At 57.7% G+C, this 21,052-nt stretch carries 17 protein-coding genes, 1 tRNA gene and 1 other RNA gene; 11 read left to right on the top strand and 8 right to left on the bottom strand.

Features of this window, described 5'->3' with window-relative positions; genetic code table 11:
* Positions 1 to 24: 24 nt before the first annotated feature.
* The 3 genes from CA948_RS10860 to dctP are packed head-to-tail and all read right to left on the bottom strand — an operon-like array spanning position 25 to position 2,947.
* Positions 25 to 1,344 carry a TRAP transporter large permease gene (locus CA948_RS10860; protein WP_094195808.1) on the bottom strand — a complete coding sequence of 440 codons (1,320 nt, stop codon included), beginning with the start codon at positions 1,342 to 1,344 and terminating at the stop codon, positions 25 to 27.
* Positions 1,341 to 1,862, bottom strand: a complete 522-nt coding sequence (locus CA948_RS10855; protein WP_108728009.1) for a TRAP transporter small permease subunit — start codon at positions 1,860 to 1,862, stop codon at positions 1,341 to 1,343. The genes CA948_RS10860 and CA948_RS10855 overlap by 4 nt, the downstream gene beginning before the upstream one ends.
* Positions 1,863 to 1,888: 26 nt before the next feature.
* The gene (gene dctP, locus CA948_RS10850) at positions 1,889 to 2,947 is read right to left on the bottom strand and encodes a TRAP transporter substrate-binding protein DctP (protein ID WP_094195810.1); all 1,059 of its coding nucleotides are present in this window, start codon (positions 2,945 to 2,947) and stop codon (positions 1,889 to 1,891) included.
* Between the two features lie 550 nt (positions 2,948 to 3,497).
* Here dctP and CA948_RS10840 point away from each other — a divergent pair.
* Together CA948_RS10840 and CA948_RS10835 are read left to right on the top strand one after the other, a co-directional pair.
* Positions 3,498 to 3,572: transfer RNA gene (locus CA948_RS10840), tRNA-Arg, on the top strand.
* A 75-nt stretch (positions 3,573 to 3,647) separates the two neighbouring features.
* Positions 3,648 to 4,073 carry a PACE efflux transporter gene (locus tag CA948_RS10835; RefSeq protein ID WP_108728007.1) on the top strand — a complete coding sequence of 142 codons (426 nt, stop codon included), beginning with the start codon at positions 3,648 to 3,650 and terminating at the stop codon, positions 4,071 to 4,073.
* 214 nt (positions 4,074 to 4,287) lie between these two features.
* Here the strand turns inward: CA948_RS10835 and CA948_RS10830 are convergent, their stop codons facing one another.
* On the bottom strand, positions 4,288 to 4,677 hold the full coding sequence (locus CA948_RS10830; RefSeq protein WP_108728006.1) for a winged helix-turn-helix transcriptional regulator: 390 nt from the start codon (positions 4,675 to 4,677) through the stop codon (positions 4,288 to 4,290).
* 151 nt (positions 4,678 to 4,828) lie between these two features.
* Here CA948_RS10830 and CA948_RS10825 point away from each other — a divergent pair, with 151 nt between their 5' ends.
* Positions 4,829 to 5,440, top strand: a complete 612-nt coding sequence (locus tag CA948_RS10825; protein ID WP_108728005.1) for an NAD(P)-dependent oxidoreductase — start codon at positions 4,829 to 4,831, stop codon at positions 5,438 to 5,440.
* A 16-nt stretch (positions 5,441 to 5,456) separates the two neighbouring features.
* Positions 5,457 to 5,936, top strand: coding sequence for a nuclear transport factor 2 family protein (locus CA948_RS10820; RefSeq protein WP_108728004.1), 480 nt, complete (start codon positions 5,457 to 5,459; stop codon positions 5,934 to 5,936).
* 172 nt (positions 5,937 to 6,108) lie between these two features.
* Here CA948_RS10820 and CA948_RS10815 read toward each other — a convergent pair whose 3' ends face one another.
* From CA948_RS10815 to xerD, 3 genes are all read right to left on the bottom strand, one after another.
* Positions 6,109 to 7,338: an MFS transporter gene (locus CA948_RS10815; protein WP_108728003.1), complete on the bottom strand. Its 1,230-nt coding sequence runs from the start codon at positions 7,336 to 7,338 to the stop codon at positions 6,109 to 6,111.
* A gap of 308 nt (positions 7,339 to 7,646) precedes the next feature.
* The gene (gene ybaK, locus CA948_RS10810) at positions 7,647 to 8,141 is read right to left on the bottom strand and encodes a Cys-tRNA(Pro) deacylase (RefSeq protein WP_009461319.1); all 495 of its coding nucleotides are present in this window, start codon (positions 8,139 to 8,141) and stop codon (positions 7,647 to 7,649) included.
* 15 nt (positions 8,142 to 8,156) lie between these two features.
* Entirely contained in the window at positions 8,157 to 9,053 is an 897-nt protein-coding gene (gene xerD / locus CA948_RS10805) for a site-specific tyrosine recombinase XerD (protein ID WP_108728002.1), read from the bottom strand.
* Between the two features lie 187 nt (positions 9,054 to 9,240).
* Between xerD and modA the strand changes: the two genes are divergently transcribed.
* The 3 genes from modA to CA948_RS10790 are packed head-to-tail and all read left to right on the top strand — an operon-like array spanning position 9,241 to position 11,387.
* Positions 9,241 to 9,990, top strand: coding sequence for a molybdate ABC transporter substrate-binding protein (gene modA, locus CA948_RS10800; RefSeq protein ID WP_094195818.1), 750 nt, complete (start codon positions 9,241 to 9,243; stop codon positions 9,988 to 9,990).
* A gap of 18 nt (positions 9,991 to 10,008) precedes the next feature.
* On the top strand, positions 10,009 to 10,689 hold the full coding sequence (gene modB, locus CA948_RS10795; protein ID WP_094195819.1) for a molybdate ABC transporter permease subunit: 681 nt from the start codon (positions 10,009 to 10,011) through the stop codon (positions 10,687 to 10,689).
* Positions 10,686 to 11,387 (top strand): sulfate/molybdate ABC transporter ATP-binding protein, encoded by a 702-nt coding sequence (locus CA948_RS10790; protein ID WP_108728001.1) that lies wholly within the window; start codon positions 10,686 to 10,688, stop codon positions 11,385 to 11,387. The genes modB and CA948_RS10790 overlap by 4 nt, the downstream gene beginning before the upstream one ends.
* On the opposite strand, the gene CA948_RS10785 is transcribed toward CA948_RS10790, so the two are convergent.
* On the bottom strand, positions 11,377 to 12,189 hold the full coding sequence (locus CA948_RS10785; protein WP_094195821.1) for a TOBE domain-containing protein: 813 nt from the start codon (positions 12,187 to 12,189) through the stop codon (positions 11,377 to 11,379). The genes CA948_RS10790 and CA948_RS10785 overlap by 11 nt on opposite strands.
* A 108-nt stretch (positions 12,190 to 12,297) precedes the next feature.
* Between CA948_RS10785 and CA948_RS10780 the strand changes: the two genes are divergently transcribed.
* The 4 genes from CA948_RS10780 (at position 12,298) to dnaX (ending at position 21,024) form a co-directional block, all read left to right on the top strand.
* On the top strand, positions 12,298 to 14,952 hold the full coding sequence (locus tag CA948_RS10780) for a hypothetical protein (protein ID WP_108728000.1): 2,655 nt from the start codon (positions 12,298 to 12,300) through the stop codon (positions 14,950 to 14,952).
* A complete protein-coding gene (locus tag CA948_RS10775; protein WP_108727999.1) occupies positions 14,946 to 18,371 on the top strand; it encodes a UvrD-helicase domain-containing protein in 3,426 nt (1,141 codons plus the stop codon). The genes CA948_RS10780 and CA948_RS10775 overlap by 7 nt, the downstream gene beginning before the upstream one ends.
* Positions 18,372 to 18,387: 16 nt before the next feature.
* Positions 18,388 to 18,485, top strand: an RNA gene (gene ffs, locus CA948_RS10770) — signal recognition particle sRNA small type.
* 115 nt (positions 18,486 to 18,600) lie between these two features.
* Positions 18,601 to 21,024, top strand: a complete 2,424-nt coding sequence (gene dnaX, locus CA948_RS10765; protein WP_108727998.1) for a DNA polymerase III subunit gamma/tau — start codon at positions 18,601 to 18,603, stop codon at positions 21,022 to 21,024.
* Positions 21,025 to 21,052 lie beyond the last annotated feature (28 nt).

The following is a 21,052-nucleotide window of genomic DNA, read 5'->3' as shown; positions in this document are numbered from 1 at the left end:
GAGACTCCAATACAAAAAATGACGTTAAAAGCCGGAGACTTGCTGGGGTAACCAGGTTGCAATCGCGGGAAACAGCGCCACGATCAGCAAGGTCAGTAACTGAGCAAGAACAAACGGCATTACACCTCGACAAACTTGTCCGTATGTCATGTCTTTGGGGGCAATGGACAAGAGGTAGAAAATGGATGAGGCCAGGGGCGGTGTCAGATAGCTGGTTTGAATAACGACAATCACCATCACGCCAAACCACAAGGGGTCCAGTCCTGTTGCCACAATAAAGGGCAGGAACAGCGGCACGCAAATCAGGACGTTGGCAGTCCAGTCCAGCACAAAGCCCAGCAAAAATACGATACCCAGAAACAGAATGATCGTACCGGTGCTGCCCAGGCCCAGATCACTGGTCAGCATGTGTACCAGCTTGGCGCCGCCATTGGCAGCGAAGGCGCCGGTAAACATGGTGCCTCCGGCCACAATCAGCATGATCATCGCGGTAATGCGTACCGTAATCCGTAATGCTCCACTGAAAACGTCCCAGTTGAACTGACGGTAGAAAATGCACAGGACAGCGGCGGCTGCCGCGCCCAGGGCAGCGGCCTCGGTGGGCGATGCAATCCCTTTCATCAAGGAGCCCAGAACGGCGATGATCAGCAGCATCATGGGAACCAGACCACGCATCGTAATACTGATTTTTTCACCCAATGGCCGGCGCATATCCTCGTCGTCCGCCCGAGGCCCCAGCTCCGGTTTGAGCGTGGTGGCGATCAGGATGTAGCCCACAAACAGCGTGGTCATCAACAGGCCCGGAAAGAGCATGGCAGCAAATAACTCTCCCACCGGAACCTGTGCCAGGGAGGCGTAGACGACTGCAACCACCGACGGAGGGATCATGGTGCCCAGCGACCCGCCAGCGCAGATCGTGCCGGCGATCAGGGAGTTGTTGTAGCGAAAGCGTTTCATGGCCGGGATGGCCATCAGCCCCACCATGATCTCTACCGCCCCCACCACACCGGCTGCGGCGGCAAAGGTGGCGGCCATGGCGATAGTGGCAATGGCCAGCCCGCCTGGCAGACCACCTAGCCATAATTGCATGGTGCGAAACAGGCGGGCAGCAATACCTGAACGCTCCAGCAGCGCCCCCATCAGCACAAACATGGGAATCGCTGACAGGATATGGTTGGTGGCCGCTCCATACAGAGCACCGTACATCTGATCAAAGACCATGGGGCCAAAGGCGTACCAACCCGCCAGAAAAGCCGGCAGGATCAGTGCAAACGCCACGGGCATGCCCTGAAAAACCAGCAGAAACAGAGCGGGAAACATCAGTCCGGCAATCCATAGGTTCATGGGTTCACCTCGACCTCAGTATGGCTTTGCCCGTTGACCGCGCAGCGCAAGCCATGCGCCAGCAGTTGCAAGGTGAAGGCGACCAGACCAATGGCAATGCAGGCGTAGAACGGCCACATCACGGGGGCCCAGGGGCTGACCATTTCAACTTCGTTCAGCTTCCAGGCCATCCAGGCTTTGTTGATGCCAACTTTGCTCAATACGGCAAACAGGGGAAACAGCACCAGCAAGTACAGGACTACATCTGAAATACGGGCAAAGGACTTGGGTAAGTGCTTGCGAACCACATCAATGCTGATGTGTTCGTTCTGACGCATGACCCAGGCCATGCCCAGCAGAAAAATGGCTCCGTTCATCATGTACGCGATATCGAAGGCCCAGACTGTTGGCGCATGCAGCACGTAGCGGGCAAAGACTTCCCACACCATGGCCGTGACCAGGATGGCTGCAGCAAACTGCGCCAACCTGGCACTGACAAGGGCAACAAAGTCGATCAGTTTTGAAATAGGCTGCAGCATGGCAGCTCTCCTTCAGAAAGTAGGACTTAGTCGCGGATCAGGTAATTGCTCTCGCTGCGCCAACGAGTCAGAAAACCATCGTAGTCCGCCAGCAGATTTTTCATGTAGTCGTTGCCGGACTGCGCCTGGGCCTCGGCTTTCTTGTGTACCCAGTCATTGCCAGCCTCGGCCAATTGTTTGATGAAGGCCGGATCCAGGGTGATGACTTCGTTGCGTCCCTGGCGATACTTCTCCATGGCCTTGATGTCGGCGTTATAGAAGTAGTCCAGCGATTGATGCGTGGTCAGCTCAGCGGCGGCCTCAATGAGTGGCTGCAGATCGGCGGGCACCTTGTCCCAGGTTTCCTGCTTGAGGACGACTTCCCACATAAAAGTAGGCTGGTGCACACCCGGTACGACGATGTATTTGGCCGCCTGATGAAAACCTTCTGGGGTATTGGAAGAAGGAGTTGCCCATTCCACGGCATCGACCCCTTTGCGTTGCAGCAAGGTGTAGGTATCACCAGGAGGCACAACCGTGGGAACCGCAGCGAAATAGTCTTTCATCACATCGGCCCAGGCGCCGGAGGTTCGGTACTTCAGCCCTTTCAGGTCTTCAGCGGTTCGGATTGGGGTATTGGAGTGCGCCAGCACTTCGGTGGAGCCCAGCCCCACAATCATGGTTTTCAGGCCATTTTTGGAACGTAGTTCCTGCAGCTTTTCCTTGCCGCCGCCTTCATAGAGCCAGACGCGATAGGCATCGGGCCCCATGCCGCCGGGATACCCTGCAAAAATGGCATTGGCTGGGTCCTGGTTGACCAGATAGCTGGAGGTGGAGTGGCCCGCTTCCACCACGCCTGTTTCTACCGCTTCAAAGACTTTAAGGGCGGGAACGATTACTCCGGCTCCAAAGGGCTGAATCTCGACACGGTCCCCCGTCATGAGTTTCACGTTCTTTGCAAAACGCTCCAGAAAATTCTGATAAAACGGGGAGCCTTCGGGAACCGAAGTCGGGACGCGCCAGCTAATTTCGGCTGCCTGTGTCGAGGCCATGCCGCTTAGTAAAAACAGGCCAGCCAAGGTGGATGCAACAAGTTTGGAATTCATGTTTGTCTCCAGTGGTTTTTTTATAGTCCAGCTCTGTCAGAGGCCGACGGCCAGGGGCAGAGCATGGGATCGATCTTAATATTTTATAAATATATTAACAACATATTTAGATTGGGGTTTGTCCTAAAAAGGGCTGAAAATGGCGTTGTGGGCGGGGCTTGGGTTTTTTCAGTAAGCGGCAAGGCAGGGAAAACCTTTCCAGACTGGGGGCTGAGGCGGTTTTTGGACTACGGAGTCATTCGTGGTCTGGATGCTTTTAGGCTTGTCTGGCGTATCTTGGGGCCGCTTTGTGAAGCTGTTTCAAACCTTTCACCTCTGCGGTCTAGCTGGTACACTTTGCGGCTGCTTTTCTGACAAGCGCACAGAGGCAGGACAGGTAGGTTGAACCGCCTTTTTGCTGTAGCACTTTCAGTAGCAGCAGGCAGGAAAACACCCGGTTTTTTGCAGACAAGAAAAGGCGTCGGATCTGCCCTTATATGTTGTAAAGCCTGAATTCCTGCCGTGTATGTGGCGTCTGGCCTGCTTGGGCCCACTCCACAGAAAGCCCGCCGGGCCCATAGTTAAATGGATATAACTTTCCCCTCCTAAGGGAAGATTGCAGGTTCGATTCCTGCTGGGCCCGCCATCGTATTTTTAATCGCACTGTTCTCTTGGCTCCTTGATCTTGGGGCTGAGGGGCGTGCGCATAAGCAGCTTAGCCATGACACTCCAAGGTTGGAAACGCCGCGTGTTTTACGTGGGTTTGTTTGAGTTTTTTGCCATTGTTTTTTCTTCTTTCCTGCTGGCCTACTTTGCCGGTGGAGAGGCTTCGGAGTCCGCGCCTATCGCGGTGGCGATCTCGGTGATTGCGATTGTTTGGAACTACGTGTTCAACACCGCTTTTGAGTATTGGGAGTCTCGCCAAACGGTCAAAGGCCGTAGCCTGTTGCGCCGTAGCGTGCATGCCGTCAGTTTTGAGGCTGGCCTGGTGATTGCCATCGTGCCTTTGTATATGTGGTGGTATCAGGTTGGCTTGATGGAAGCGCTGCGGATGGAAGTGGCCATTCTGGTGTTCTTCTTGATCTACTCCTTTATCTTTAGCTGGACCTTTGACCGGGTGTTTGGCTTGCCAGCCAGCGCGGCTTGAGGCCTTGGCTCCCGTAGATAGAAAAAGCCGCGTAATGCGGCTTTTTTGTTGTCGACCTGGGGCTGACAAGGCGTCGTCCCCTCCGGTTTAGGTTTAGGGCGGGCACTGGCATTCGGGGCAGGGGTAGGACCGTTCGTTCAGGCCTTGCTTGCAAACGGGGCTGGTGAATACAGGAGGTGGGGCGTAATGCGCCGCCGGGTGCATCCGGCTACTGTTAGCCCGATTTGGATTCCCGGCGTGCCTGACAGATACGCGCATGATGAATGTCTGCCCACTTCACCAGTTCCCGCATGGGCACCAGAAAGGACTGCCCCAGTTCGGTCAGTGTGTATTCCACGCGTGGCGGCACTTCTGCGTACAAGGTTCGTTGTACAAACCCATCCGTTTCCAGGCGCTTGAGTGTGCGCGAGAGCATCTGACGGGAAATATCGCCGATTTCCCGACTTAGTTCGTTAAAGCGCAGCGTGCCCGGTGCCAGGGACTCCAGGATCAGCAGACTCCATTGATCGCCAATTCGGTCCAGCACATCCCGGATGGGGCAGGGTTGCTCGAACTCTTCCTGTATCAGGCTGCAAGCCTGTGTAGTGGCGCTTGATGAGGACATGGCGACTTGCTCTCCTGTGTTCAATAGTCACTTGCGTGTGACCTAGTATGGCCGGCGTGACTTCTTGTGGACTGTCAAAAAACTGTCTAGCATCACGCTTAATGGTCTACTTTATAGACCAGGTCTTTATTTGAGCACACAAGGAGCGGTTATGTCTCGTATTGCATTGATAGGTGCTTCTGGCGAAGTCGGTTCGCGCCTTTTGAAAGAACTCTCTGATCGTGGTCATACAGTGACAGCGATTGCTCGCCATCCTGAAAAAATTGCCAGCCTGCCCAATGTCACGGCTGTTCAGGGTGATGTGAATGATCTGGACGGTTTGATCGCGCTACTGCAAGGTCACGATGTGGCGATTAGCGCCGTTCGTTTCGCCTCGTCGGATCCTTCCAAGCTGATCACGGCAGTTCGCGCGGCTGGTGTGCCGCGTTATCTGGTGGTGGGTGGTGCGGCCAGTCTTGAAGTGGCTCCCGGTCAGCGATTGATTGATCAGCCCGCATTTCCGGATGCGTATCGTACCGAAGCCTTGGGGGGGATTGCCTTTCTGGATCAGCTACGTCAGGAAAAAGAGCTGGATTGGACTTTCTTGTCGCCCTCGGCAGAGTTTGGTCCCGGTCAGCGCACGGGCAAATTCCGTGTGGGCCAAGACAGTCTTTTGGTCTCCGACCAAGGCAGCAAGATTTCTTATGAGGATTACGCCATCGCTTTGGTGGACGAGATTGAACATCCTGCCCATTCGCGCCAGCGCTTTACCGTAGGTTATTGATCAAGGAGTGGGGCTGATGAAAGGGTTAATTCGATGGGTATCTCCAGTTTTATTGGCGGGCTCTTTCTTGTTGAGCACAAATGCAGCGTTGGCTGCCAATTCGCCGACTCGTGATGTGGTTCAGGAAGAAAGCAATCGCACGCTAGTGGTCAATTTTTACGATAGCTTCTTTAACAAGCATCAGGTGCAGGAAGCGGCGACAGTGGTGGCCGAGGACTATATCCAGCACAACCCGGAAGTGCCGGACGGGAAGGCGCCTTTTGTGGGCTACTTTAGTGGTTATTTCAAAGAGAACCCGCAGTCTCGTGCGCGGATTGTGCGCAGTGCCACAGACGGGGATCTGGTCTATCTGCATGTGCATTCGACCAATGGCAAGGCCGATCGCGGACAGGCCGTGATTGATATTTTCCGGGTGCAAGACGGCAAGATCGTGGAGCACTGGGATGTGATTCAGGCCGTGCCGGAGCAGGCTGCCAATAGCAACACCATGTTCTAAGAACTCTGTTGTGGGGCGACGTATTGCTCCGGTGCAAAGAGGACGTATGTGTACGCCAAATAAAAGACCCGCCAATGATGGCGGGTTTTTTTGATGAAGGGGCCGTTAAAAAGCGTTCTTTTTGGGACTGCAGTTTTTGCTGGGGTTTAGCAGGGTTTTACTCCTGAGACGCCTAAGCCGTCTGCATCTTGATCTTGGCTTCGCGTATCGGCAGATTGACAATGGCAGCCAGTACGGCCAGCACAATATCAGCCCACCACATCCAACTGTAGTCACCAAAACGAGTCAAGGCAATACCGCCCAGCCACGCCCCCAGAAAACCACCGATCTGGTGCGAGAACAAGGCCAAGCCAAATAGGGTGGCCAGATAACGTGTGCCAAACAGCTTGGCGACGATATTGGCGGTGGGTGGCACGGTCGCCAGCCAGGTCAGACCCAGGCCGATGGCAAAGATGTAAAACACCAGATCGGTTTTAGGCATCATCAAGTACCACAGGATCAGCACGGCGCGCGAGGCATACATCAGCGCCAGCACATACTTGCTGCGCCAGCGGGCAATGCAGGAACCGGCGGCGATACTGCCAAAGATATTGGCCAGGCCGATCAAGGCCAAGGACCAGCTTGCTACTGAAGGCGGCAGTCCGCACAGGTCGATTTCCCCCGGCAGGTGGGTGACCAGAAAAGCAATGTGAAAACCGCAGGTGAAAAAGCCCAGGCTCAGCAGCAAGTAGCTGCGATCTGTCATGGCGTTTTTCAATGTCTCGGCCAGTCCCGGACCGCTGGTAACAGGAGCGGGGCGGGGGGCGGCGGCTGTCTTTTGGGCCTTGCTGCCAGGACTTAGTTTGCGGATCAGGGGCAGGGTTAGCAGGGCGGTCAGAGCCAGAACCCAAAAGGTCGACATCCAGCCCACCCAACCGATCAGCTTTTGCACGACGGGAGCAAAGACGAACTGTCCGAAGGAGCCGCCGGCATTGATCAGGCCAGAGGCCTGGCCGCGTGCGTGCTCAGGAATTCGTTGGGCGGCCGCGCCAATCAGGGTAGAGAAGCTGGCCGCACCCGAGCCAACGCTGGCCAGTAGGCCCAAGGTCAAGGTCAGTCCCAGGCCTGTGCCTATAAAGGGAGTCACTGCACAGCCCAATGCCAGAATCAGCAGGCCCGCGATCAGAACCCGGTCCGGGCCCCAGCGGTCGGAGCAGGCACCGGCAATAGGCTGGATCGCCCCCCAGGTAAGCTGGCCCACGGCCATGGCAAAGCTGATGGACATAATGCCCATGCCGCTTGCCTTATCAATCGGGCCGACGAATAGGCCAAAGGATTGGCGTATCCCCATGGTAACCATCAGGATGCCAGCCGCTGCCAAAGTCACCGTCATTACGGCGGGCTGGCGCAAGGATTGAAACATGGGGTCCCCTCTTATTATTCAGATTTGAATTATCTGGCGAAATGTCAAAGCGGTGCAATCACCTTGTCTGGTGAAAAGCGACTGGGCGGACAGTGTTGCAGTGCGCGGCTATCCAGTTCCAGTTGCGGGAGGAGGAGGAGGAGGAGGAGGTGGTGGTGGTGGTGGTGGTGGTGGTGGCCGTGCGTGGCAGGAAGTGCAGGGAGCAGAACTAGGCTGTTTATTGCGGCGTTTGATGGTTCAAGCAAGCGCGGAATATAAAAAAGACGGGCTGACAGCGCCGTCTTTTTTATACCTGCCGCTAAGTGGGATCAGCCTTTTTCCAGGCCAGCCTGTACTGGGCGTGCGCCCAGTTTGTCGATCAGAACCTGGGGATTGATACCCAGCAAATAACCGCGTCGGCCACCATTGATGTAAATCGTGTCGAACTCCAGCAGTTCTTCTTCCAGCCACACAGGCATGGCTTTGCGAGTGGCAAAAGGCGAGGTGCCGCCAACCATATAGCCCGAATGGCGTTGGGCCACCTCTGGCTTGCAGGGGGCGATTTTCTTTGCGCCCGTTTGACGAGCCAGATTCTTGGTAGAGACTTCTCGGTCGCCGTGCATCACGATGATCAGGGGCTTGGCGCTTTCATCTTCCATGATCAGGGTCTTGGCCACCCGGTGCAGGTCCAGACCTAGTTGGGCTGCTGCTTCCATGGCTCCGCCATGATCGACATAGTTGTAGCTATGTTCGGTAAAGGAAATGCCATTTTTACGTAGCCACTGCGTGGCCGGTGTTTCGCTGACGTGTTTTTCTTTAGCCATATCTTGGTAGTGCGCTCAGGCGCGTGGATGATGGGCTGCGTGCAAGGCTTTCAAGCGCTCACGTGCCACATGAGTATAAATCTGGGTTGTGGAAATGTCGGCGTGGCCCAAAAGCATCTGTACCACGCGCAGGTCGGCCCCGTGATTGAGCAAATGGGTGGCGAAAGCGTGGCGTAAAACGTGCGGGGACAAGGGGGCCAGAATTCCGGCTTGCAGCGCGTATTTCTTGACGATCAACCAAAAGGACTGGCGGCTCATGCAGGTGCCGCGCCCGGTAATAAATACAAAATCGCTGCGACGCTGGCCCAGCAAGGCAGGGCGGGATTGCTGCATATAGCGTTCAATCCAGTGCAAGGCTTCCTGCCCCAGAGGCACCAGCCTGTCTTTGCCACCCTTGCCTTGGTCGATGCGTAGCACGCCATCGCTCAGGCTCAGGTTTTGCAAAGGCAACTCGGTCAGTTCGGTGACGCGTAAACCGCTGGCATACAGGGTTTCCAGCATGCAGCGGTCACGCAGCCCCAAGGGATTATGTATGTCCGGTGCGGCCAGCAGGCGCTCTACCTGTTCTTCAGACAAGGTATGCGGGACACGCGGGGCTTGTCGGGCGCTGCTCAGTTCCAGGCAGGGGTCGTCCTGCCGCATGCCTTCTTGCACCGTCCAATCGTAAAAGCGACGCAAGGTGGCCAGCCTGCGGTTGGCCGTGCTGGCCTTGCTTTGACCGGCCTGGCTGGCCATCCATTCGCGCAAATCGCTGGCTTGCAGTTGCTCCAGCGCTTTGCCTTCGCGCTCTTGCTGAGCCCACTCCTTCAGGCGCTCCAGATCTTGCCGATACGCTTGCTGCGTGTTGGCGGACAGGCCGTCCTGCAACCAGAGCATGGTGATGAAATCGGAAATCAGACTGGCTTGCGTCATGGGGATGAAAAATTCGGAAAGCGTGGCTGTCAGCGAGCCTTTGGGAGCCGGAATGAAGCAGGAAAGCCATCATGCTATCACTCCGGGGTGATGAGCTTCATTCAGCAGATGGGTAGATATACGCTATATACCTATATATATTTCCTGATTATACTCATTCGTTACACCCGTCCTGGAGGAGAAAACAATGTTCAAACGAGTCGTATCGGTCGCTGCCTTATCCCTGTTTTTGCAAGGCACTGCGCAAGCCGATGAATTGGTGGTGGCCGCCGCTGCCAGCCTGACCAATGCCTTCAAGGAACTGGCTGGCCAGTTTGAGGCAGAGCATCCCGGCACCAAAGTGCTGACCAGTTTCGCTGCATCGGATGTCGTGCTGCAGCAAATCGTCAACGGCGCTCCTGTCGATGTGTTTGCCTCGGCAGACCAAAAGGCTATGAACAAGGCGGAAGAAGCCCAGGTCGTGGACCCTGCTACCCGCAAGAATTTTGTGCAGAATCAGGTGGTACTGATTGTGCCAAGCGACAACCCTGCCAATGTGACAAACGTGGGTGATCTGGACAAAGCAGATGTCAAACGCGTGGCTTTGGGTAACCCGGCCGTGGTGCCGGTGGGCCGCTATACCCAGGCTGCCTTGGAAAAAGCGGGTCAGTGGGATGCCGTGAAACAGCGAGAAATCCTGGGTCAGAACGTACGCCAGGTGCTCGATTACGTCGCCCGTGGTGAGGTGGAAGCCGGTTTTGTGTTTGCGACTGACGCGGCCATCATGAAAGACAAGGTGCACGTGCTGGAGGTGCTCAAGACGACTGAACCTGTCACTTACCCCATCGCTCTGGTGCAGCGTGAAGGCCGTAGTGACAAGGCTCAGGCCTTTCAAGATTTCGTCATGTCTGAATCCGGGCAGCAAGTGCTGGCAAAATACGGTTTTGCCAAGCCTTGATAGGATGTTGATCGCCGGATGACTTCATTTTGGATTCCCCTGGGCTTATCGCTCAAGGTCGCCGGCTGGGCGACCTTGTTCGCTTGTGTGTTGGGCATAGGCATTGCCTATGCGCTGTCGCGCTGGCAGTCGCGTTGGTGTGACCTGCTTGATTCCATCCTGACCTTGCCCATGGTCTTGCCGCCTACGGTTATCGGTTATTACCTGCTGGTTCTATTGGGTCGGCGTAGTGCCGTAGGGCAATGGCTCTCCAGTATGGGGATAGAGCTGATCTTTACCTGGCAGGGCGCGGTGATTGCCGCCACAGTCGTGGCCTTTCCCATGATATTGAAGGCAGCGCGTGCGGCTTTTGAGGATGTGGACCCACGATTAGAAGATGCCGCCAGTGTGTTGGGTTTAAGGCCCTTGGCCATCTTCTTTCGTGTCAGCCTGCCTTTGGCGGCGCGTGGCATTATGGCCGGGGTTTTGCTGGCTTTTGCCCGTGCCTTGGGCGAGTTCGGTGCAACCTTGATGATTGCGGGCAGCATACCGGGGCGTACCCAAACCATGTCCATCGCCATTTACGAGGCGGTGCAGGCAGGGGAAGATCAGCAGGCTTTAGTGCTGGTTGCTATTATTTCGATTACCTGTGTGCTGGTTTTGTGGAGTACCCGTGCTTTGTCACCCCGTCACGTACGCCGTAAAAGAGGGATGCAATGAGCCTGAAGGTACAGATTCAACGCACCGTAGTTAGCGAGGCTCGTCATTTTGAATTGAACATTCAGATTCAAACCGAGGCTCGTCATATTGCGTTGTATGGGCCATCAGGCTCGGGCAAGTCCTTGACGGTGCAAAGCGTGGCGGGCTTGCTGCGGCCCGATCATGGCCGCATTCAGATTGGCGATCAGGTCTACTTTGATTCCGCAAAAGGCATCAACCTGAAGCCGCGCGAGCGTCGGGTGGCGTACCTGTTTCAGGACTACGGCCTGTTCCCACATCTGACCGCCGCACAGAATATTTGCTTTGGTCTGAACAGGGGCTTGTTCAACCGCTCCGTGCGGGCCATGCCTGCGGCTGCCCAGCGTTGGGTAGACGCGTTTGAATTGGAGTCGGTATTAAGTAGCTACCCCGCCCAGTTGTCGGGCGGGCAAAAGCAACGCTGTGCTTTGGCGCGAGCCTTGGCGATTGAGCCTCAGTTGCTCTTGTTGGATGAGCCTTTGGCGGCTCTGGATCAGGATTTGCGTGTTCGTTTGCGGGCTGAACTGGCGCAGTTGCAAAGCCAGATCGATATTCCCACGATCTTGATTACGCACGATCCTGAAGATGCCAGAGTCCTGGCCCAAGAGGTCTATCGCATTCGCGACGGACGCGTCTTGGAGTGTTGTCGCAGCGCGGATCTGGAAGCCCTTACAGCGTAGCAATCATTACGCTGGATGCCTTGAACAGAGCATAGGCGGATTGGCCCGCTTCCAGATGCAAACGCTGGGTGCTGTCCAGGGTGATGCTGGCGGTCACTGTCAGGCCTTGTGGCAGCTCCAGACGGACTTCTGCATTGACGGCACCGGTGATGACATCGGTAATCGTGCCGGGTAACTGATTGCGTGCGGACAGCGAATTGCGGGTGTCGCCCGTGCCAATCATGATTGACGATGCTTTCAGAAAGGCCAGAACTTTTTGCCCTTCACGCAGGCCCAGGTTTTCCGTGCTTTCCCGCGTAATGGAGGCAACAACGGTTTGGCCCTGGCCAATATCCACATGAATTTCGTCGTTGACGGCACCGGTCTTGATCGTGGTAACGATACCGGGCAATTGGTTGCGAGCCGAAGTTTGCATGATCATGGTTTGGAGTAACTCCATCTGAGTAGCCACGGAAGGCATTAAACGACCAATACGGCTCATGAAGCGTTGATGTAGCCGGTCGTAGGTTTGGTACAGCTCTAGCAGTTCGATGGCCTTGGGCGTCAGGGTGGCGCCGCCACCACGATGGCCGCCGGTGCTACGCAGCACCAGAGGCTCGCCCGCCATATTGTTCATGATGTCGATGGCGTCCCAGGCCGCTTTGTAGCTGATGCCAATATGGCGGGCGGCGGCAGAGATCGACCCCTGCTCGGCGATCGCCGCCAGCAAGGCCATACGGCGGGCGCTACCCCAGGTATGCTCGCCAGTACGCAGCGACAGGCTGCCGGTTAATTCGGTATTGGGGGTGTTTGAACTAGACATGGCGATAAGTGTAAGGGCGTGAACAATCTAGGGATAGAGCGCCGGTACAATGGCCGGATCAGCGTTGCTGGCCATTCTGTTTCCTTGCAACCTTAACTGGTTTTCTCTATGTATGACACCCCTGCTGTTTCCATGGCTCAATTGCAGGAGCTCAATAGTGCCGAAACGGTTGTGTTAACCGTGAACAAGCGCTACGCGCGCCGCCTGCTGGGACATTTGTCGGCCCGTCTGGCTGGAGCGGGCGGGACGGTCGCCGTGCCGGAAATCGTGCCCTTGGGGGCGTGGCTGGCACAGGCCAGCGATCAGCTCTGCTTTTCCGAGCAATGGCAACCGGCTGCGCACCAGATGGATCGCTTCGCCGCCTTGCAGCGCTGGGAACACAGCATCGAGCAGTGCGAGGAAGAGGGCTACTTCCTGGATGTCGGCCAGGCAGCGCGTCTGGCCTGTGAAGCCGATACCCTGCTGGATGAATGGAATATTGAGCTCAAACCCGGCGAGGCCAGCATAGATTTTGAACGCTTCATGCAATGGCGCTCTCACTACCGGCAAAGCCTGGAGCAGGCGGATCTGGATGACGCGAATCTGGCTGCCGAGCGCGTGCTGAAAGCGGTGCAGGCCGGCGCCTTGCACATGCGTCATCGCTATATGGTGCTGCATGGTTTTCATGAATACTCGCCGCGTCTGCAAAGCCTTTTAATGGGTTTGCAGAATATGGGAGTGGAGATTCTGCAGTTGCAGCACGAAGAGGCGCAGGCCACGGAAGTTCATCGGGTGCAGGCGCAGGATGCGGATACGGAATGGCGCCTGGCGGTGCAATGGGCGCGTCGTCAATTGGATGAGGACCCGGATCGCACGGTAGCCATTGTGGCGGCGCAGTTGGAAACGCAACTGCCGCTGGTGCATCGCCTCTTGCGGCAAGCCATGCACACGGATCAAGGCGCCTTGCCCTATAACGTGGCAGCGGCCCGATCCTTGGCCGAGTGGCCCGTGGTTGAAGCAGCCCTGGCCTGGTTGAAAGCCCTGTTTACCCTGGCGACCAAGGGGCAGGCCGAGCCGGCCATGCTGGGTCAAGCCTTGCGTTTGGGAGCGTGTCAGGCAGAACAGTCCGAAGCAGGCGGCCGTGCCCGTATTGACAAGGCCTGGCGCGACAATCGCATCACGCAAGTGAGCCGCAAAGAATTTGCCGACATGCTCAGCTTTCATACGCCCGAACTGGCCCTGGCCTGGGCCAAGGCGGTGGAGCGCTTCGAGTCCGTGTCGGCCGGCGCTCAAGGGGTGGATACCTGGGCTTCAGTGATGCGTCAATGCCTGGAGGCTTTGGGTTTTCCCGGAACCAATCGTTTGGATAGCGCCCAGTTTCAAACCTTGGAAGCTTTGGAGGCCCTGCTGCTGCAACTGGCGCAGCAAGCCCCTGTCTTGGGCCGTATCAGTGCCTTGAAGGCGCAAAGTGCTCTGGCGCGCATGGCCCGTGAAAATCTGTTCCAGCCACAGCGTGATCCGCGCTCCCGTCTGGATGTGCTGGGCTTTCTGGAGGCGGAAGGCGGGCGTTGGGATGCCGTATGGGTGCTGGGCCTGACCGATGATATTTTGCCCGCTGCCGTCAAACCGAATCCCCTGATCCCCGCCCAAGTGCTGCGCCGGGTGCAAGCCCCGCGCAGTACGCCAGAGCGGGAGCTGGAGTGGGCGCGCTGGATGTTGAGCGCCTTGCTGCGCTGTGGCAACCAGGTCTTGCTCAGTGCGCCTTTGAATCAGGGGGAGCAAGAGCTCAGACCCAGCCCTTTGATCGCGCATTGGCCTGTGCTGGAAATGCCTTGGGCGGTGCAGGCAGAGCAGGCCGTCGCACAGGAAGCCTTGCTGGACGAGCAAGGCCCCAGCCTGAAGCTTGAAGAGCGCATACGCGGCGGAATCAGCGTGCTGGATACGCAGGCCCGCAATCCCTTATGGGCTTTTGTGAAGTTTCGTTTGCATGGTCAGGCCTTGCCTGATTACGCCCGTGTAGGTGATATGAATACACGCGGGGTGTTTCTGCACCGCGCCGTCGAACTGTTCTGGCTGCGTGTGAAGGATCAGGACAGCTTGCACGAACTGATTGGCGAGGACTCGCTGTTGGACGTGGTGCAAGTGTGTATTGATCAGGCCGCTCAGGAAGAGCTGGCCGATTACGGCCCGGTGCTGCGCAGCCTGGAAATGGAGCGGGGTCTGGCTGTTTTGAGTCAATACGCGCATCAGGAAGCCCAGCGTCCGCCGTTTGCCTTGGGCGCGACGGAACAGGAATTGAGCTGGAGCCGTGGCTTACTGCGTTTGAGCCTGCGTCTGGATCGTCTGGATGATCTGGCCGATGGTGAGCAGTTGCTGATGGACTACAAAACTGGCATAGGCGAACTCAGACCCGATAAAGATTGGCTGCGGCCCAGACCTGTGAATCTGCAATTGCCGTTTTATGCCGCGGCCTTGCAGGATGAAGGTCGAACCGTCAGTGGCTTGGCTTTTGTGCGCTTGCATGCTCGTCAGGTGGGCTTAAGTGGTTTGGCCGCGCCCGGCATGGATATTGAGGGCCTGACCGAATTGGAAAGTGCCCAGCAGTGGACCGCACAAATCGCGCAGTGGAAACAGGCGGTGGAAGGTCTGGCGGATGAGTTCCTGCAAGGGCAGGCCGCCAACCAGATCTGGAACCGCAACGATTTGCTGTACTGCGATGTTTTGCCCTTTTTACGTTTGTTCCAGGAAGACCTCCAAGACAATGGAGGAGAGGTGTCATGCTGACTGTCCCTAGCGATAGCCCCGCCCGTGCACGGGCACTGGACCCCGAGTCCTCCTTTCTGGTCCAAGCCCCTGCCGGTTCAGGCAAGACAGAGCTGCTGACCGACCGAATTCTGGCTTTGCTGGCTCGCGTGCAGCGGCCAGAAGAAATTGTGGCCATTACCTTCACCCGTAAAGCTGCGGCTGAAATGCATGCGCGAGTGCTGGAGAAGCTGGCCGCTGCCAATCAGGAACGGCCTGCCGAGTCCTATCGCGTACGCAGTTGGGAGCTGGCGCGCGCGGCCATGCAGCGCAATCAGGAACAGCAGTGGGATTTGCTGGCCTATCCGGCACGCTTGAGTATCCGTACCATTGACTCCTTGTGTGCGCACCTGGTGCGTGCCATGCCCTGGATTACGGGGCTGGGCGGGGTGCCGGCCATTACTGATAAGGCACAGGAGCATTACGAAGCGGCGGCCTGGGCCACGCTGGAAATGGCGGAAAGCGTCCCTAGCGTGGCGCGCTTTCTGGAGCATATGGATGTCAACCTGCTGCAGGCGCAAGCCCTGTTGGCCGGTATGTTGGCCAGCCGCGATCAGTGGCTGCCAGCCGTGGGGCAGGGCGGTGACGTGGCGCTTTTGCAAGACAGCTTGCGCGAGGTGGTGGAGCAGCAACTGCAGCAGCTAAGCGATGCTTTGCCACCCGGCTGGGCACGGACTTTGGCGCCTTTGGCCTGCTTTGCGGCCTCGAATCTGGAAAGCGGCGATGTACTGGCCCTGGCCGATTGGCAAGGCGACAATCTGGCCCCGGTTATGGACGATTTGCCGCGCTGGCGTGGTCTGGCAGCCTTGTTGCTGACGGATAAAGGCGATCTGCGCAAAAGCCTGACCGTGCGTAACGGCTTTCCGCCAAAAACAGCGCAAAAAGAAATTCTGACTGAATGGTTGAGTAATTGTCTGGGGGCAGAGCCCTGGATTGCTCGCCTGGCCAGTGCCCGCCTTCTGCCCGAACAATACTCCGCCCAGCAGCAAGAAGTTCTGTCCAATCTGATTCAGGTCTTGTGGCTGGCTGCGGCGCAATTGAAACTGCGCTTTGCCGAGAAAGCCGAGGTCGATTTCACCGAGATTGCTCAACGTGCCCTGCAAGCCTTGGGCGATGCCGATGAGCCGGGCGAACTGCTGTTGCGTATGGATAGGTCCATACGTCATTTGCTGGTGGACGAATTTCAGGACACCAGCCAATCCCAGGTGCAATTGCTGGAGCGCCTGACCAGTGGCTGGGAGCCGGGTGATGGGCGTAGCCTGTTTCTGGTGGGCGACCCCATGCAGTCCATTTACCGTTTCCGCAAGGCGGAAGTGGGTTTGTTTCTGCAGGTCTGGCAAGCGCGACGTTTAGGTGAAGTGGAGCTGGAGCCGCTCAATCTCAGCAATAACTTCCGCTCGCACCCGCGTTTGGTGGAGTGGGTGAATAGGGTGGGGGCGCAACTGTTTCCGGCTCGACCTGATCCGGATCTGGGCATGGTCACGTATGAACACTCGACTGCCTTCAAACCTGATATTCCCGAGTGGGCGGTGCAGTTTCATCCGTCCTGGCATTTCCGGGTGGCACGGGGAGAGGATGCCGTGCCGTCGCAGCAAGCGGCTCAGGAACGTGCGGTGCAAGAAGCGGTGCAATGCGCGGCTCAAGCTCTGGAACGTTATCAGGACAGTGAGCATCCGGTGGCAATTCTAGTGCGAGCACGTTCGCACTTGCAGGGTTTGGTGCGCAAGCTGGGCGAGCAGGGCGTACCGTGCCGAGCGGTAGAGCTGGAGCCCTTGCAGCAGCGCCCTGTGGTGGCGGATTTGGTGCAATTGGTCCGTGCCTTGGCTCACCCGGCAGATCGACTGGCTTGGCTGTCCGTGTTGCGCTCGCCATTGATCGGCCTGCGTTTGGAGAGTCTGCATCGTTTGTGCGCTTTGCATCCCACGCAGACCCTGGCCGAGCTGACCACGAGCCTGAGAGCGAACCTCGCCGTTGACGGCGAGGTCAAGCGAGGCAAGATGACTATGACGCCACAGGCGCCCCCGGATGGTGGCGGAGAAGCTCCGGCCGCCAGGCTGGAATTCTTCACACACAATCAGGATTTTGAAGATTGGGATGCGAATGAGCGCGACCGGCTGCTGTTCGCTTGCCAGATCTTGCTGGATAAAGGTAATCGCAGCGGCTTGATGCCTTTTGCAGCCTGGGTGCAGGAATGCTGGACGCGCTTGGGCGGGCCGCAGGTTTATCCAAGCCTGGCCGATCAGGCCGATGCCGAACAAGTTTTGCGGCTGCTGGAGGAGCTGTGTCCCTATGGACCGCCCGATCAGCAGCAATTGCAGGCCCGCGTGGAGTCTTTGTATGCCACCCCGCAAGGGACGGGCAAGGCCGTGGAGGTGATGACGATTCACAAGTCCAAGGGCCTGGAGTTTGAAACTGTTATCTTGTTTGGCTTGCACAAGCAGTCGGCAGCCGATTCCGAGCCCTTGATTCGTCTGGAACACAGCGCCGAGCGCCTGATTCTGGGGCCGATCAGCCATAAGGGCAGCGAGCAACGCGATCCGGTGTCGCAGTTTCTGGCAGCGCGGGAACGTATCCGAGCCGAGCAGGAAAGCCACCGTCTTTTATACGTGGCTCTGACGCGTGCCCGTCAGGAGTTGCACTTGTTTGCGGAGCTGAGCATCACCCAGGACAAGGGTCTGCGCGAGCCGGATGGCCGCTCCTTGTTAAGCCGTGTCTGGCCTGTCCTGGAGCAGCCACAGGCGCCGGTTTGGCAAGCCGAGCAGGGCAGGCAGCAAGAGGAGTCGGGGCAAGGTTCTGCGGCATTGTTGCAGCGTGTGGTGAGCTTGCCTGCTGCGCCACCCGAGCAATTGCAGACCGCCAGCCCACAGTATCAAAGCTGGCAGTGGTCCCTGGATACGACTCATGAAAAAGCCATTGGGACGGTTGCCCACGACTGGCTGGAAAAGCTGGGTCGTGAAGGTCTGGACGAATGGCCGGTAGAGCGTTTGCAGCAAGGTCGCGTCGTCATGCGTCGCCAGTTGCTGCGGGCCGGGGTGCCTGCCGCCTACCTGGATGAGGCTGCCCAATCCTTGTTTGAGGCCATTGCCGCAACCGTGCAGACCGAGCGTGGTCGCTGGTTGCTGGGTGTCAGCCGCGCCTACCGGGAGTGGTCCTTGCTGGATGTCAGTGGTCGGGTGTCGATTATCGACTTGGCGATTTCCCAGGAAGATCACTGGCTGGTGGTGGATTACAAGACGGGGCGGCCCGCCGAGCATGAAAGTCAGGATGATTTTGCAGCGCGTATGTTGGAGCGCTACGCACCGCAATTGCAGCGTTATTGTGAGCAGGTGCAGGCTCTGGATGGGCGACCGGCGCGGGCGGCGCTTTATTTCCCGAGAGCCGATCTTTGGCTGCCGTATTAATGCTACACTACTTGTCGGCGGGCCCCTCCGCATGGTTCGGCGGTGAATCTGGTCAGGTCGGGAACGAAGCAGCCACAGCCGTGCAGAATCAGTGCCGGAGTCAGGCTCGCCACTTCATTTGCTTATCGGGTTATGCGCGCCCGGTCTATCTGCTTCCCTTCAGCACCGAATCCGGTACACTTTTCCTTTCGCTTATTTGTATTGATGGTTCACGCCGTCCGGAATTCGCATGACCTATCTCGTTCTGGCCCGCAAGTGGCGCCCTCGCTCCTTTGACACCCTGGTTGGTCAGGACCACGTGGTGCGCGCTCTGACGCACGCCCTGGATACCCAGCGCCTGCACCATGCCTGGTTGTTTACGGGCACACGCGGCGTGGGCAAGACCACCTTGTCGCGTATTCTGGCCAAGTCGCTGAACTGCGAAACCGGCATCACCTCCAAGCCCTGTGGCGTTTGCCGCGCGTGTACCGAGATTGATGCTGGCCGCTTTATTGATTATGTAGAGCTGGACGCCGCCTCCAACCGGGGTGTGGAAGAGATGACCCAGCTGCTGGAACAGGCGGTCTACGCCCCCAGCTCGGGCCGCTATAAGGTCTACATGATTGACGAAGTTCACATGCTGACCGGGCACGCCTTCAACGCCATGCTCAAGACGCTGGAAGAACCGCCAGCGCACGTCAAATTCATTCTGGCGACCACAGACCCACAAAAAATTCCGGTCACCGTCTTGTCGCGCTGTCTGCAATTCAATTTGAAGCAGATGACCGTGCCTGCGATTGTGGGCCACCTGCAGGACATTCTGACCCAGGAAGAAATGCAGTTCGAGTTGCCTGCCTTGCGTCTGCTGGCGCAGGCAGCCGATGGTTCCATGCGGGATGCCTTATCGCTTAGCGATCAGGCCATTGCCTATAGCGCGGGCGATCTTAGCGCCCAGGCTGTGCAAGCCATGCTGGGCACCATTGATCAACGCCACTTGGCGCAATTGCTGCAAGCACTGGTCGCTTACGATGCGCAGGCCATTATGGGTGTGGCCGATGATCTGGCCATGCGTGGCCTGTCTTATTCGGGTGCTCTGGCGGATTTGGCAACCTTGTTGTCCCGTATCGCTATCGAGCAGCGTATCCCTGGCACGATTTCAGATGATGATCCGTTGGCAGAGGCGGTGCGGCAATTGGCACCCACACTCTCGCCTGATCATGTGCAGTTGTTTTATTCGGTCGCGGTGCACAGTCGTCAGGAGCTGTCTTTGGCTCCGGATGAGTACGCCGGTTTTGTGATGGCGTGCTTGCGCATGCTGGCCTTGCTGCCCGAGCCCGTCTCGGCGTATGTGCCACCGCCAGCAGGGCCTTCGGGGTCTGATACTGCTGGTGCCGCTCAGGCTGCTCCCGCTCCTGCGAAAGCTCCCGCTGCTTCAGAGGCTGCGTCGGTACCGGCTGCTTCTGCAACCCCTGTTGATGCCGCCGCTTCTGCTGCGTCTACACAGCAAGTTGAGCAGGGGGCGCAAACAGAACAGAGAAGGCAAACGGCACAAGCAGTACAGGCAACAAAAACCCCCCAGCCTGCGATTGATCCACAGGCCGCATCTGAGCAGGCACAGGCCTCTGCCACCGCAGCCGCCCCGGCCGTTGATGTTGCCGCAGCTCAAGCGGCGCCTGTCGCAGAATCCATCCCTGCTGACGACGACTTTGTCCCGGCCTGGGAAGATGCTCCCGAGCCTGCCGGCGCGGGGGTCAGCTATGACACTTCAGAATCTGCCCCAGCGGACGCAAGCGTTGAAGCCGGTTCCACGACCAGTTCGCCTCAAGAAGCGGCGACCGCAGTTGCTGACAGCAGCGCTGTTCAAGCCGCCCAAGCGGCATCAACGCCATCCGCTCCGCCCGCCGTTGAATCCACTTCCGCAGACCAGGCAGACTCCTCTGCCGATCCCGCTGCAGAATCCTCCAAAGCCCAGGGCAAGAGCAGTGCTCAGCCCCTGATGTCGTCTCAAGCCCAGGCTGCCGCCCGAGTAGACCCGGTGGCAGAAGAAGCGCCGCCAGCCGCCTCTACCCAGGACGGCCCGGATGAGCCCGCCTGGTTGTCCGAGGGCATGGACGAAGAATTCGAGAATTACCAGCCTTTGGATATGGACGCGGCTCGTGCCGAAGAAGACGGCGATGTACCGTCTGTGTCCATGTCTGATCGCTTCATGCCCGACACCGAACTGGGCCTGCTCGTGCCGCAGAGCGGTTCGGACAACCCGCGCACCGTGCGACTGGGCGGCATGAAACCGGAAACCTGGCCCGACGTGGCAACCAGCTTGCCCTTAAGCGGCTGGGCCGCCGAACTGGCCCGCCAGAGCGAATGGCTGGGCGTGAAAGGCCAGGAAATCCACCTGCGTGCCAAAATCAAGGCTACTGAAGGCAGTCAGGGCAAAGCGCGCTTGCGCACTGTTCTATCGGAATATTTTGCCCAGTCCATTCAGTTGGTGATCGAATACGGGGATACAGGCGATGCTACCGCGCATGCCGTGGAGCAGGCCAAGCTGGCCGAGCGTCAGCGACAGGCCGAAGAGCAGGTTGCCCAGGATCCCTTTGTCTTGAGCCTGATCCAGGACTTTGACGGCAGCGTCAAAGCCGGGTCAATCAAGGCCACTCCTTTGGTTCGGGCCGCCTGAATGGCCCATTGTCAATTTCTATCAATCA

This window comes from Alcaligenes aquatilis (assembly GCF_003076515.1).
Classification (GTDB): Bacteria; Pseudomonadota; Gammaproteobacteria; order Burkholderiales; family Burkholderiaceae_B; genus Alcaligenes; species Alcaligenes aquatilis.
Note: the sequence above shows the minus strand (reverse complement) of the source record. Positions and strands in the feature narration are given on the sequence as shown.

Coding starts and splice junctions, on each gene's coding strand:
- CA948_RS10860 (WP_094195808.1), bottom strand. CDS start 1,344: ATGAACCTATGGATTGCCGGACTGATGTTTCCCGCTCTGTTTCTGCTG.
- CA948_RS10855 (WP_108728009.1), bottom strand. CDS start 1,862: ATGCTGCAGCCTATTTCAAAACTGATCGACTTTGTTGCCCTTGTCAGT.
- dctP (WP_094195810.1), bottom strand. CDS start 2,947: ATGAATTCCAAACTTGTTGCATCCACCTTGGCTGGCCTGTTTTTACTA.
- CA948_RS10835 (WP_108728007.1), top strand. CDS start 3,648: ATGACACTCCAAGGTTGGAAACGCCGCGTGTTTTACGTGGGTTTGTTT.
- CA948_RS10830 (WP_108728006.1), bottom strand. CDS start 4,677: ATGTCCTCATCAAGCGCCACTACACAGGCTTGCAGCCTGATACAGGAA.
- CA948_RS10825 (WP_108728005.1), top strand. CDS start 4,829: ATGTCTCGTATTGCATTGATAGGTGCTTCTGGCGAAGTCGGTTCGCGC.
- CA948_RS10820 (WP_108728004.1), top strand. CDS start 5,457: ATGAAAGGGTTAATTCGATGGGTATCTCCAGTTTTATTGGCGGGCTCT.
- CA948_RS10815 (WP_108728003.1), bottom strand. CDS start 7,338: ATGTTTCAATCCTTGCGCCAGCCCGCCGTAATGACGGTGACTTTGGCA.
- ybaK (WP_009461319.1), bottom strand. CDS start 8,141: ATGGCTAAAGAAAAACACGTCAGCGAAACACCGGCCACGCAGTGGCTA.
- xerD (WP_108728002.1), bottom strand. CDS start 9,053: ATGACGCAAGCCAGTCTGATTTCCGATTTCATCACCATGCTCTGGTTG.
- modA (WP_094195818.1), top strand. CDS start 9,241: ATGTTCAAACGAGTCGTATCGGTCGCTGCCTTATCCCTGTTTTTGCAA.
- modB (WP_094195819.1), top strand. CDS start 10,009: ATGACTTCATTTTGGATTCCCCTGGGCTTATCGCTCAAGGTCGCCGGC.
- CA948_RS10790 (WP_108728001.1), top strand. CDS start 10,686: ATGAGCCTGAAGGTACAGATTCAACGCACCGTAGTTAGCGAGGCTCGT.
- CA948_RS10785 (WP_094195821.1), bottom strand. CDS start 12,189: ATGTCTAGTTCAAACACCCCCAATACCGAATTAACCGGCAGCCTGTCG.
- CA948_RS10780 (WP_108728000.1), top strand. CDS start 12,298: ATGTATGACACCCCTGCTGTTTCCATGGCTCAATTGCAGGAGCTCAAT.
- CA948_RS10775 (WP_108727999.1), top strand. CDS start 14,946: ATGCTGACTGTCCCTAGCGATAGCCCCGCCCGTGCACGGGCACTGGAC.
- dnaX (WP_108727998.1), top strand. CDS start 18,601: ATGACCTATCTCGTTCTGGCCCGCAAGTGGCGCCCTCGCTCCTTTGAC.